This is a genomic window from Rathayibacter sp. AY1A3 (genome assembly GCF_002930975.1).
Classification (GTDB): Bacteria; Actinomycetota; Actinomycetes; order Actinomycetales; family Microbacteriaceae; genus Rathayibacter.
Genome location: NZ_PSTO01000014.1, coordinates 39,736 through 52,135, shown reverse-complemented (window position 1 = coordinate 52,135; position 12,400 = coordinate 39,736). Strand labels below are relative to the sequence as shown.

Below are 12,400 nucleotides of genomic sequence, written 5' to 3'. Positions count from 1 at the left end.
TGAGGCGCATTCGCAGGGGCGGGTCGGCCCTACTTGAGGGTCTTCTGCAGCAGGACGGTGCTGAGCCAGCGCTCGAACTTGAAGCCGACGCGGCCCATCCGGCCGACCTCGACGAATCCGAACTGCGCGTGCATCGCCAGCGACGCCTCCGCGCCCTTGTCGGCGATGACGGCCATGATCTGACGGATCCCCACGGCCTTCGCGCGCTCGAGGAGCTCGGCCATCAGCGCCCGGCCGAGGCCCTTGCCGGTCGAGGCCGCCCGCAGGTAGATCGAGTTCTCCACGGTGAAGCGGTACGCCCGCTTGGAGGACCACGGCGACACCATCGCGTAGCCGAGGATCTGGCCCGACGGCGAGACGGCCACGATGAAGGGCAGCCCGAGCTTCTGGTTGCGGGAGAACTTCGTGCGCCACTCCTTCAGCGTCGAGTCGTCCTCGTCGAAGGTCACCACCGTGTTGCGCACGTAGTGGTTGTAGATCTCGCGGATGTCCGGGAGGTCGGCGTCGCGGGCGTCTCGGATCTCGAACGAGAAGCCGGGCTCGGGAGGCGGCGCCTTCCGCAGGTGCGGCGGCAGGACGCGCCGGCTCTCGTACTCTTCCTCAAGCATCCGGCTCTCCTTCGGCTCCGCCCATCGATCCGGGCCAGCGTAGCCGCCCCGCGGGCGAGCGCCCGGTCACGCGAGAGCGCTCCAGTCCACCGGCTCCGCGCCGCGCTCCTCCAGGAGGGCGTTGGCGCGGCTGAACGGCCGGGAGCCGAAGAAGCCGCGCGAGGCCGACAGCGGGCTGGGGTGCGCGCTCTCGATCACTCCGGCCTCCCCCAGCATCGGGCGGAGCGACGCGGCGTCGCGGCCCCAGAGGATCGCGACGAGAGGCGCGTCCCGGGCGGCCAGCGTGCGGATCGCGTGCTCGGTGACCGCCTCCCAGCCCTTCCCGCGGTGCGAGGCGGGAGAGCCGGGGGCGACGGTGAGGACCCGGTTGAGCAGCATCACGCCGCTCGAGGTCCAGCCGCTGAGGTCGCCGTGCTCGGGCGGCTCGACGCCGAGGTCGTCCCGGAGCTCGCGGTGGATGTTCTGCAGGCTCCTCGGCAGCGGGCGCACGTGGCGCTCGACCGCGAAGGACAGCCCGATCGGGTGCCCGGGCGTCGGGTACGGGTCCTGTCCGACGATGAGGACGCGCACGTCCGCGAGGGGTGCGGCGAAGGCGCGGAGCACGTCGCGGCCCGCGGGGAGGTAGGGCCGGCCGGCCGCGACCTCGCCGCGGAGGAAGTCGCCCATCGCGGCGATGTCCCCGGCGACGGGGGTGAGCGCCTCCGCCCAGCCCCTGTCGATCAGTCCCGAGGCCGCGAGCTCAGCGAGGTCCACCGGGTCAGCCCGCCGCGAGCGTCGCGACGACGACTCCGGCGTCGCTGCCGCTGACGCGCCACACCGAGCCGGCGCCGCCGACGCGGAGCGCGCCGGTGCCGACGATCAGCACGGTGGACTCGTCGAGCGCGACGCCGCCGTCGACCAGGCCCGCCTCGACGGCCGCGACCAGGCGGCCGAGGGTCCCCCACTGCGCCGCGTGCACGTCGACCGTCACGTCGATGAGACCGATGCCCTCGAGCACCGTGACCTCGTCGAGCTCCTCCGCCGCGCCCTCCGGGACGACGGCGACGCCGCCGATCCGGTGGCCGCCGACGAGGGCGCGGTCGGCCGCGACGGCGGCTCCCGCCGAGTAGCCGGCGTACGGCACTCCGGAGGAGACGAGATCGCGCAGCCGCGGGAAGCAGGCCTCGAGCGCGTCGCGGTAGGCCGGGGTCAGCCCTCCGCCGACGAAGATCCCGTCGACGTCGTCGAAGACCGCGGGATCGATCCGGCCGCCCTCCGGCTTCATCACGGCGAACGCGTCGAGCGGGCCGACCGTCGCGAGCAGTGCCGCGTAGCCGGCATAGGCCTCGGGGCCGAGCCCGTCGTGGACGACGACGATCGCGATGCGCGGGCCCTCGATCCGGCCGGCGTCGACCGCGTGGGCGCGCGCCTCCGCGAGGAACGCCCCGTACAGCTGCTGGTCGTGCTCGACGCCGCCTCCGCCGCCGATCAGGTGGACGCTCACTCGTCGTCCTCGGCGAGGGCTCCGTCCACCGGGGGCAGAGCCGACCAGGGGAAGACGATCCAGCGCGGGGTGCGGCGCCAGAAGAAATCGGGCTCGAGCACCGTGCGCGGCTTCGTGTAGAGGGTCACGGTGCGCACCTCGGCACCCATCGCGCGGATGAGCTTCACCGAGAGGGCGAGGGTGTGGCCGGAGTCGGAGACATCGTCGACCAGGAGGATGCGCTTGCCGCGCACGGACGCCTCGTCGAGCAGCGGCGGCAGCACCACGGGCTCCGCCAGGCGCGCCTCGACGCCGGTGTAGAACTCGACGTTCAGCGCCCCGCAGCTCTTGATGCCGAGCGCGTAGGCCACGGCGCCCGCGAGGAGCAGACCGCCGCGCGCGATGGCGACGACCAGCTCCGGCCGGTAGCCCGACGCGACCACGTCGTCGGCCAGGTGCCGAGCGGCGTCGCCGAACTCGAGCCAGCCGAGCACCTCCTTCTCCGTGGCGGCGAGGAGGGCGGCGGAGTCGTCGGCGTCGGAAACCATGAGGGACAGGCTAGGCCGTCGCGGGCCTCCGCGTCACATCGGTCAGGCGCGCGGGGCCAGGGGTCCCTTCGCGACCTTGTGCGGGGCCGCCTGCGCGACCGGCTTGATGGTCACCAGGTCGAGGTTGACGTGGGCGGGGAGCTCCACCGAGGAGACGATCGCGGCGGCGACGTCCTCCGCGACCAGCGGGTCGGGGACCTCGGCGTAGACCGCGTCGGCGCGCTCCCGGTCGCCGCCGAAGCGGACCAGCGAGAATTCGTCCGTGTGCACCATCCCCGGCGCGATCTCGATCACTCGGATCGGCTCGCCGGCCAGCTCGAGCCGCAGCACGGCGACCAGCGCGTGCGCGGCGTGCTTGGCGGCGTTGTACCCGCCTCCGCCCTCGTAGGCGACGTGGCCGGCGATCGAGGTGACCGTCACGATGTCCGCGGAGGTGCCGCTCCCCCGGATCCCGGCGCGCAGCAGCGGGAGCAGCGCGCTGGTCACGAGCTTCACCGAGAGCACGTTGATCTCGAACATGCGGCGCCAGTCCTCGGGGTCGGACCTCTCGACCGAGTCGAGTCCGAGCGCGCCGCCCGCGTTGTTCACGAGGGCGTGCACGGGCCCGGAGGAGGAGAGGTGGTCGCGCAGAGCGTCGACCTGGGCGGCGTCGGTGAGGTCGGCGGCGAAGTACCCGGCGCCGGTCTCGGCGGCGAGCGCCTCCAGCCGGTCGCGCCGGCGCGCGACGGCGACGACCTCCCAGCCGTGGTCGCGGAACAGGCGGACCGTGGCCGCCCCGATCCCTGAACTCGCTCCTGTCACGACAACGCGTCGATCCACGCCCGTTTCCTTCCGTCAAGCCTCGGACACCCTCGACTCCGTCGTCGCAGCCCAACGCTAGTCTGGCCGCGTGCCGCCCGCCGACCCGGTTCCCGCGACCGCCGGGACAGCCGTCACCCCGAAGCGCCGCGTTCCCCTCTGGGACAACGCGCGCTTCGTCTGCGTGACCCTCGTCGTGATCGGGCACGGCGTCCAGCGGCTGACGGCCAACTCCGACACCTCGCTCATCGTCTACCTGACGATCTACGCCTTCCACATGCCGGCGTTCGCGATCATCTCGGGCTACTTCTCGAAGAGCGGCGCCCCGAGCGGGCGCGCGATGCGGCGGGTGCTGACCGACATCCTCCTGCCCTACCTGATCATGGAGACGATCTGGACCCTGGTGCAGTTCCTGGTCGAGGGGAAGCAGGAGTTCAACCCGACGAAGCCGAGCTGGACGCTGTGGTTCCTGCTCGCGCTGGGCATCTTCCGCCTCGTCCTCCCCTACCTGGCGCTGCTGCGCTGGCCGCTCCTGATCAGCGTGGTGCTCGCGGTCGGGGTCAGCTACTACGACAACATCGACTCGACCTTCTCGCTCGCGCGCGCGATCGGGATCCTGCCGTTCTTCGTGTTCGGCTGGCGGCTGCGCGGCTTCTCCCCCGGCGGCCGCTCCGCCGTCGAGCGCTGGCTCGACCAGCCGCCGTCGCGGGTGCTCCTCGCCCGGATCCTCGCCGTCGTCCTCTTCGCGGTCACGGCGGTCGTCATGACCGTCAACATCGAGGCGTTCCGCGCAGCGGACCTGCGCTACTGGTTCTTCTACGACCGTCCCTACGACGCCCTCGGCGAGACCCAGTGGTGGGCCGGGCTGGTTCGGCTGGCCCTGATGGCCGGAGCGGTCGTGCTCTCGCTCGCGCTCTTCGCGCTGGTGCCCCGCCGCCGCACCCCGCTCACCGCCTGGGGGCAGTCGACGATGTACGTCTACCTCCTCCACAGCTTCGTCCTCTATCCGCTGCGGGAGTCCGGGATCCTCTCGCGGACGGAGAGCACGCTCGCCCTCGTGCTGATGATCGTGTTCTGCATCGCGGTCTCGGTCGCGCTCTCACTGGGCTGGACCCGCACCGTCTTCCACCGGCTGGTCGAGCCCCGCGCGGCCTGGCTCTTCGCCCCGGCGGCCGACGAGAGGCCCCGGCGCCCGGACCGCGCCGACCCCACGGGCGCCAAGCGCGACCGGCAGCCCGAGCGGCGCTGACGGCCGTTACCCCGTGTGTCGGCGGTCCTGGCCGCCCGGCGGGCCCCCGCGTACGCTCGTCGCGACGGAGAACGGCCCCGTCCCCGACCCCGACGATCCGATGGGAAGCACCATGACCGACTCCGAGAAGTGGCAGTTCGAGACCAAGCAGATCCACTCGGGCGCCGCGCCGGACCCGGTGACCAAGGCCCGCGCGACGCCGATCTACCAGACCACCTCCTACGTCTTCGACAACGCGGAGCACGCCCAGAACCTGTTCGCGCTGGCCGAGTTCGGGAACATCTACACCCGCATCCAGAACCCGACCCAGGCGGTCGTGGAGGAGCGGCTCACCGCCCTCGAGGGCGGCTCCGGCGCCCTGCTGCTCGCCTCGGGCCAGGCCGCCGAGACCGCGGCCGTGCTGAACATCGCCCAGGCCGGCGACCACATCGTCTCGTCGTCCTCGATCTACGGCGGCACCTACAACCTCTTCAAGTACACCCTCGCCAAGCTCGGCATCGAGACGACCTTCGTCGAGAACCAGGACGACCGCGAGGAGTGGCGCCGCGCCGTCCGTCCGAACACGAAGCTGTTCTTCGCCGAGACCGTCGGCAACCCCAAGATCAACATCCTCGACATCCGCACCGTGGCCGATGTCGCGCACGACGCCGGCGTGCCCCTGATCGTCGACAACACCATCGCGACGCCCTACCTGATCCGCCCCTTCGAGCACGGCGCGGACATCATCGTGCACTCGGCGACGAAGTTCCTCGGCGGCCACGGCACGGTCATCGGCGGAGCGATCGTCGACGGCGGCCGCTTCTCGTGGACCGCGAACGCCGAGCGCTTCCCCGGCCTCACCACGCCGGACGAGTCGTACCACGGCGCCGTCTACACAGCCGCGGTCGGCGACTCCCTCGCCTACATCATCAAGGCCCGCGTGCAGCTGCTGCGCGACCTCGGCGCCTCGATCGCCCCGGCGAGCGCCTGGCAGCTCATCCAGGGCATCGAGACCCTCTCGCTCCGGATCGAGCGCCACGTGCAGAACGCGCAGGAGATCGCGGAGTACCTCGAGAACCACTCCGACATCGCCTCGGTGAACTACTCGGGCCTGCCCACCTCGCCCTGGTACGCCGCGGCCAACCGCTACGCGCCGAAGGGCGTGGGCGCGGTGCTCTCGTTCGAGCTCAAGGGCGGAGTGGACGCCGGCCGGGCCTTCGTCGACTCGCTGGAGCTGTTCTCGCACCTGGCCAACATCGGCGACGTCCGCTCGCTCGTCATCCACCCCGCGTCGACCACGCACTCGCAGCTCTCGCCCGAGCAGCAGCTGACCGCCGGCGTCACTCCGGGCCTGGTGCGCCTGTCGGTGGGACTCGAGAACGTCGACGACCTCCGCGCCGACCTCGACCAGGCCCTCCGCGCCGCGCGCGCCGTCGTCGAGGCCTCCCGCGCGAACGCCTGAGGCCCCTCGGCGCCCTGACGGGGTCCCCGTCCGCGGGGATCGCGTCGGGGCGCTCCGCGCGCGGGCGGAGGAGCGCGGGAGCAGGGCGTAACAAACGGCTCCGCCCCGCGGCGCTCTGACACGATGGACAGCGCTATGGACTGGCAGCAGACACTCGAGGACACGGTCCCGTCGGCGTTCGTCACCGAGCGCCAGCTCCTCTCGGTCATCGGCAAGCCGCCCGCCACCGGAGCCTGGCGCGACGGCGACCACCCTGGCGGACGCCGCTTCGTCGACCTCGGCCCGTTCGACTTCGAGGCGGGCGGCCGCCTCCCCCACGCCCGCATCGCCTACGAGAGCTGGGGCGCTCTGAACGAGCGCCGCGACAACGCCGTCCTCGTCCTGCACGCGCTGACCGGCGACTCCCACCTGCTCGGCCGCGGCGATCCCGGCCACGCGACGGACGGCTGGTGGTCGGGACTCGTCGGCCCCGGCCTCGTGATCGACACCGACCGCTTCTTCGTGGTCGCCCCGAACATGCTCGGCGGCTGCCAGGGCTCCACCGGGCCCGCGTCCCTCGCCCCGGACGGCCACGAGTGGGGCGCACGGTTCCCGTACACGAGCATCCGCGACCAGGTGCGGGCGCAGGTGCAGTTCAGCGACCTGCTCGGCGTCGAGCGCTGGCACACCGTCATCGGCGGCTCGATGGGCGGGATGCAGGCGCTGGAGTGGGGGATCGACCACGCGGAGCGGGTCGCGCGCCTCGCGGTCCTCGCAGCTCCCCCGCGGGCCACGGCCGACCAGATCGCCCTCAACTTCGTGCAGCTCGAGGCGATCCGCAACGACGCGGCCTTCGCGGGCGGCTCCTACTACGACGCGGGCGACGGCCAGGGCCCGTACCACGGCCTCGCGCTCGCCCGCCGGATGGCACTGCTCAACTACCGCAGCCCCTCCGAGCTCAACGACCGCTTCGAGCGCAGCTGGCAGTCGGGGCTCAGCCCGCTCGGCGGCGGCGGCCGCTTCGCCGTGGAGTCGTACCTCGACTTCCACGGCAACAAGTTCACGCGCCGCTTCGACGCGAACAGCTACATCACGCTCGTCGAGGCGATGAACTCGCACGACGTCGGCCGCGGCCGGGGCGGCGAGGCGGCCGCCCTCTCCCGGATCACCAGCCCGACCCTCGTCCTCGGCATCGACAGCGACCGGCTCTTCCCGGTCGAGGGCCAGCGGATCATCGCGGCGCACGCTCCCGGCGCTCTCGACGGCGGAGAGGTCGCGGTGATCACCTCGACGTTCGGCCACGACGGGTTCCTCATCGAGGACGACGCGGTCGGCGCGCACCTCGCCCGGCTGCTGGCGCATCCCGCGACGGCCTGACCCGCCCGACCCCGGCGCGGTTCGACGCCCCGAACCACTCCGACCGGCCCGGGCAGTGGCTATCGTGAGACGGGGGCCAGCCCCGCGCCACGACCGGAGGGGGCCAGAGCGTGCCGATGATCCGCAGCGCCCGCGAGCGCGACCGGCTGCTGCGCCACTCCGCCTGCGGGATCGGCCTGCTCACGGAGGCGGGGGCGCTCGGCATGGCCCTCATCCCCGGAACGCTCCAGCCCGCCGCCGTGCCGTTCGCCGTCGCGCTGCTCCTGGGCATGATGGCCGCCCACGTCGAGCTCGCCCGGACGGGGCGCCGCAGCCGCGTGATCGCGGTCGCCGTCGGCGGCCTGCTGCTGGGCTGGGGCCTCGCCCTGGGGCTCGCTCCGGGTGCCGACTTCGCCGGGTTCGTCCTGGTCAACACCGCGAACGCCGTGACCGCGAGCATCGCCGTGGTCGTGACGACGTCCGCGCGCCGCCTGCTCCTGCTGCTGCCGGTGCTCCTCCCGAGCCTGATCCCGTCGGTGCTCGTCTCGAGCGGCACCATGATCCCCACCGTGGTCGTCCAGAGCCTGCTGCCCTGGGGCACGCTCTGCGGCTTCGCCCTCTGGATCGGCACAGCGGTCCCGCGGGTGGTGCGGCGGATCGACAGCATCGGCAACGCCCACCGCGTGGAGCGCCTGGCCAGCGAGACGGAGGCGCGGCGCCGGCAGGGTGCGCGGCTCTTGCACGACACGGTGCTGGCCACCCTCACGCTCCTCGCGCACTCGGGACGCGGAGTGTCGGTCGACGCGCTCCGGCAACAGGCGGCGCAAGACGCGCAGCTCCTGCGCCAGCTCCGGCTCGGCGGGACCCCCACCCCGAGCGCGTCCGGCTCCTACCAGCTGACCAGCGTCACCTCCGCCCCCGCGGCCAACACCCTCGAGACCGTCCGCAACCGCTTCGGCCGGATGGGGCTCGACGTGATCTGGCACGGCTCCGGCCAGGTGGCGCTCACCGGCGCGGCCCTCGACTCCTTCGTGCTCGCCCTGGCGGAGTGCCTCGAGAACGTGCGCCGCCACTCCGGCGTCGCCTCGGCCGACGTGACGATCACCGAGGACGAGACGACCGTCCGCGCGATGGTCACGGACGCGGGCGCGGGCTTCGACATCGCGACCGTCCCCGACACGAAGCTCGGCTTCAAGGAGTCGGTGATCGCCCGGCTCGGCGACGTCGGCGGCCGCACCAGACTGTTCAGCGCCCCCGGATCGGGGACGACCGTGGTGCTGGAGGTCCCCAAGTGAGCCCCGCGCCGGAGTCGCGGGCCCCGCTGCTGGGACGCGTGCCCGCGACGCACGGCCGCTCCTCCCGGTCCGCCCGCTCGGTCCGCCGCCAGCAGGAGGGGCTCGGCACCAACTACCTCGGCAGCGGCCTCAACGGCATCGCCGCCGCGATCCTCGCCTACGAGCTGCTGATCTTCCTCTCGACCTCCGCCCGCTACAGCGACCTCGCACCCGCGGCGATCGCCTGGGTCCTCGTCGTCCTGGCCTTCGGATCCACCGTCCTCGCGATCCACCTCGGCGGACGCCGCCTGCCGCTCCCGGTCTACCTCTGCTTCCTCGTCGCCCTCGGAGCCGCCGTCGTGCTCGACCTGGTGGCCGTGACCGACTCCGGCGCGGCCCGCACCGTCCCCACCGCCGCGGTCGCGGGCGCCGTCGCGCACGCCGCGCTGATCGTCCACCGGCGCGGGATCGAGATCCTCGCGGTGAGCGCCCTCGTCGCGATCGCCGAGGTGATCGCGTTCCTCTCGATGGAGTCGGGCGGCGCGGGCGCGCTCTCGGTGCGCATCAGCGCCCTCGTGGTGACGATCGCGCCGGCCGTCGTCGTGGTCGTGATGATGCGCGGATTCCGCCGGATGGTCCAGCTCGAGATCGACCGCGCCCTCGTGCAGAGCACCACGCTCGGCCCGCGCTACGCGGTCGGGATGCTCGCCTCGGAAGAGCTCGCACGGCTCGACCTCGCCGCCGAGCGCCTCCTCGCCGAGGTGGGCGACGGCTCGGTCCGCCTGCCCCTCGACGCCCAGCGCGCCGCCCACGCGACCTCGCTCGCCACCCAGCTCCGCCTCCACCTCATCGAGGGGCGGCGCGAGACCTGGCTGCACCATGCCGTGCTCGAGTCCGAGCTGCTCGCGCCGCTCGTCGAGCTCGACGACCCGGACGGCACCGCCGGACTCCTCGGGCACCAGCAGCGCGACGGGCTCCTCTCGGCGATCTGGCTGATGGCCGACAGCGCGACCGGGCTCGCCGTGGTCCTCCACGTCGAGTCGGGCAGCCCCCGCGATCCCGGAGCCGGGACGGCCGCCCGAGGACTGCTCGTGCCGATCACGCTCCGCTCCTCAGGCGCGCCCTTGCGCGGCGTCGATCCTGCGACGTGGGAGGCTATCGCTCAGGTCGGCGTCTTCCGCGACACCTCGCGCGACGGGGAGCTCCGGATCGAGATCGACTGCCTGGTCGAGAATCCCGCCGACCGGTGAGCAGCCGCCGAGAGACCGCCGACCGAAGGACACCGATGACACCCACCGCTGACGCGAAGATCACTCTCGCGGTCGTGGACGACCACAAGATGCTCCTCGGGGCGCTCACGGAGTGGATCCGCGGAGCCGCCTCCGACATCCAGCTGGTGGCCGCGGTCGCCTCCTGGCCCGAGCTGCTCACGCACCCCGAGTTCCCCGTTGACGTCGTCCTCCTCGACCTCGACCTCAAGGACAACATCCCGATCTCGGTGAAGCTCTCGACCCTCAAGACCACCGGGGTGAAGACCGTGCTGATGAGCACCTACTCCGAGCCCGCCGTGGTCCGCGAGGCGCTCGCCTCCGGAGCCCTCGGCTACCTGGTGAAGACCGAGGACGCGGACATGATCGTCGAGGCGATCCGCGCGGCCAAGGACGGCCACTCCTACATCTCGCACGAGCTCGACATGGCGCTCTCCACCGGCGACTCCGACGGAGCGCCGAAGCTCAGCGCGCAGGAGCGCCGCGTGATGGCCCTCTACGGCGGCGGCGAGCCGGTGAAGTCGGTCGCGTTCGAGCTGGGCATCTCGGAGGAGACGGCGAAGTCGTACCTCAAGCGGATCCGCGAGAAGTACCGCGTCGTCGGCATCGACGTCGGCACGAAGGTGGCGCTCCGCAAGCGCGCCATCCACGACGGGATCCTCATCGAGACGGACTGAGTCCTCTTCCGTGGCGGTCCCTGCCCGCCACGGCGCGGTCGGCTTCACGACGTGGTGCGTTCCGCGGAGCGTGGTGCGTCGCCCGGCATCGATCCGCTGGCACGCGGATCGCTGTCGGCGGGCTCCACGAGGGGGCGGCGGTCCCCGCCCGCCGCGGCGCGGTCGGCTTCACGACGGGGTGCGTTCCGCGGAGCGGGGTGCGTCGCCCGGCATCGATCCGCTGACACGCGGATCGCTGTCGGCGGGCTCCACGAGGGCGCGGCGGTCCCCGCCCGCCGCGGCGCGGTCGGCTTCACGACGTGGTGCGTTCCGCGGAGCGAGGTGCGTCGCCAGGCAGCGATCCGCTGGCACGCGGATCGCTGTCGGCGGGCTCCACGAAGGCGCGGCGGTCCCCGCCCGCCGCGGCGCGGTCGGCTTCACGACGTGGTGCGTTCCGCAGAGCGGGGTGCGTCGCCCGGCATCGATCCGCTGACACGCGGATCGCTGTCGGCGGGCTCCACCTCGTCGAGCGGCGGCCACCTGCTCCTGCAGTCGAGCCGGGCGGGCGTGCCCGAGTCGTGCCGGTCGAGTCGCCGCGGGACGCGGCGTATCGAGACCCGCCAGGCACGGACAACGGGTCGATGCTGGTCGAGATGCCGCGGGACGCTGGGCATCGAGACCCACCGGACCGGGACTACGAGTGCTCCTGCGGGCCCGCGTCAGGGGGCCAGGACGGCGACCGTCATGCCGGGCGTCGCGGCGGGCGCGTCCATCGCGGCGAGAGCGGCGGGCAGGTCCTCGAAGGCGATGGTGCGGCCGACGGAGTCGGCGGGGCGCAGACGGCCGGCGACGACGTCGTCGAGGAGGGCCGTGTAGCCGCTCCGGGCGATGCCGTGGCTGCCCAGCAGCTCCAGCTCCTGGGCGATGACCCGGCCGAGCGGGATCGCCGGTGCGGCGTCGGGCCCGAGGAGCAGACCCACCTGCACGTGCCGGCCGCGCGGACGCAGGGCGGCGATCGACGCCTCCGCCGTGACGCTGCTTCCGACGGCGTCGATCGCCAGATGCGCACCTCCTCCGGTCGCCGCCCGGATCGCCTCGGCGGCACCCTCGCTTCCGGGGACGGTCACCGCCCCGAGCGCGGCTGCCGCCTCCCTCGCCGGGGCGGAGACGTCCGACGCCACCACACGGCCCCCGGCCGCGAGCGCGACGATCACCGCGGAGAGGCCGACTCCGCCGCAGCCCAGCACCGCGACCCACTCCCCCGGGGCGACCCGGCCGCGCTCGTGCAGGGCGTGGTACGCGGTCCCGAAGCGGCAGCCGAGACCGGCCGCCTCGACGAAGCCGACGGAGTCGGGCAGGCGCACCAGGTTCAGGTCCGCACCCGGCACGGCCACCGCCTCGGCGAACGACCCGTCGAGGGTGAATCCCGGCTGCTGCTGCCGGAGGCACACCTGCGTCGCCCCCTCCCGGCACTGCTCGCAGTCGCCGCAGGCGAACACGAACGGCGCTGTGACCCGGTCACCGACCGCGAAGAGCGACACCTGGGCTCCCGTCGCGATCACCGTCCCGGCGAACTCGTGCCCGGGGATCTGCGGCAGGACGACCGAGTCGTCGTGCCCCTTCCACGCGTGCCAGTCGCTCCGGCACACCCCGGTCGCCGCGACGCGGACGACGACGCCGTCGACGGGGCAGACGGGCTCCGGGACCTCGACGATCGCGGGGAGGGCGGAGAAGGACGAGTAGCTCACGGCGCGCATGCCG

12 protein-coding genes are annotated in these 12,400 nt (G+C 73.1%); 6 read left to right on the top strand and 6 right to left on the bottom strand.

Going from position 1 to position 12,400, the window contains the following annotated elements:
- Window positions 1-29 precede the first annotated feature (29 nt).
- The 5 genes from C5C10_RS08660 to C5C10_RS08640 all read right to left on the bottom strand — a co-directional run bounded on the left by C5C10_RS08660 (window position 30) and on the right by C5C10_RS08640 (window position 3,437).
- Window positions 30-608, bottom strand: coding sequence for a GNAT family N-acetyltransferase (locus tag C5C10_RS08660; protein WP_104224438.1), 579 nt, complete (start codon window positions 606-608; stop codon window positions 30-32).
- 66 nt (window positions 609-674) lie between these two features.
- Complete coding sequence (locus tag C5C10_RS08655) at window positions 675-1,361, bottom strand: uracil-DNA glycosylase (RefSeq protein ID WP_104225510.1); 687 nt, start codon at window positions 1,359-1,361, stop codon at window positions 675-677.
- A 4-nt stretch (window positions 1,362-1,365) separates the two neighbouring features.
- On the bottom strand, window positions 1,366-2,091 hold the full coding sequence (locus tag C5C10_RS08650; RefSeq protein WP_104224440.1) for a peptidase S51: 726 nt from the start codon (window positions 2,089-2,091) through the stop codon (window positions 1,366-1,368).
- Window positions 2,088-2,618 carry a phosphoribosyltransferase gene (locus C5C10_RS08645; protein ID WP_104224441.1) on the bottom strand — a complete coding sequence of 177 codons (531 nt, stop codon included), beginning with the start codon at window positions 2,616-2,618 and terminating at the stop codon, window positions 2,088-2,090. Before C5C10_RS08645 ends, C5C10_RS08650 begins: the two co-directional genes overlap by 4 nt.
- A gap of 42 nt (window positions 2,619-2,660) precedes the next feature.
- A complete protein-coding gene (locus C5C10_RS08640; RefSeq protein WP_258060501.1) occupies window positions 2,661-3,437 on the bottom strand; it encodes an SDR family oxidoreductase in 777 nt (258 codons plus the stop codon).
- 70 nt (window positions 3,438-3,507) lie between these two features.
- On the opposite strand from C5C10_RS08640, the gene C5C10_RS08635 reads away from it, so the two are divergent.
- From C5C10_RS08635 to C5C10_RS08610, 6 genes are all read left to right on the top strand, one after another.
- The gene (locus tag C5C10_RS08635) at window positions 3,508-4,665 is read left to right on the top strand and encodes an acyltransferase family protein (RefSeq protein WP_104329029.1); all 1,158 of its coding nucleotides are present in this window, start codon (window positions 3,508-3,510) and stop codon (window positions 4,663-4,665) included.
- A 112-nt stretch (window positions 4,666-4,777) separates the two neighbouring features.
- Window positions 4,778-6,106 carry a bifunctional o-acetylhomoserine/o-acetylserine sulfhydrylase gene (locus C5C10_RS08630; protein WP_104225507.1) on the top strand — a complete coding sequence of 443 codons (1,329 nt, stop codon included), beginning with the start codon at window positions 4,778-4,780 and terminating at the stop codon, window positions 6,104-6,106.
- 135 nt (window positions 6,107-6,241) lie between these two features.
- Window positions 6,242-7,462, top strand: coding sequence for a homoserine O-acetyltransferase (locus C5C10_RS08625; protein ID WP_104224444.1), 1,221 nt, complete (start codon window positions 6,242-6,244; stop codon window positions 7,460-7,462).
- Window positions 7,463-7,578: 116 nt separating this feature from the next.
- Window positions 7,579-8,736 (top strand): sensor histidine kinase, encoded by a 1,158-nt coding sequence (locus C5C10_RS08620; RefSeq protein ID WP_104329042.1) that lies wholly within the window; start codon window positions 7,579-7,581, stop codon window positions 8,734-8,736.
- Window positions 8,733-9,965 (top strand): hypothetical protein, encoded by a 1,233-nt coding sequence (locus C5C10_RS08615; RefSeq protein WP_104225506.1) that lies wholly within the window; start codon window positions 8,733-8,735, stop codon window positions 9,963-9,965. Before C5C10_RS08620 ends, C5C10_RS08615 begins: the two co-directional genes overlap by 4 nt.
- Window positions 9,966-10,000: 35 nt before the next feature.
- On the top strand, window positions 10,001-10,660 hold the full coding sequence (locus C5C10_RS08610) for a response regulator (RefSeq protein ID WP_104224447.1): 660 nt from the start codon (window positions 10,001-10,003) through the stop codon (window positions 10,658-10,660).
- Between the two features lie 698 nt (window positions 10,661-11,358).
- On the opposite strand, the gene C5C10_RS08605 is transcribed toward C5C10_RS08610, so the two are convergent.
- Complete coding sequence (locus tag C5C10_RS08605) at window positions 11,359-12,396, bottom strand: alcohol dehydrogenase catalytic domain-containing protein (RefSeq protein WP_104329028.1); 1,038 nt, start codon at window positions 12,394-12,396, stop codon at window positions 11,359-11,361.
- Window positions 12,397-12,400 lie beyond the last annotated feature (4 nt).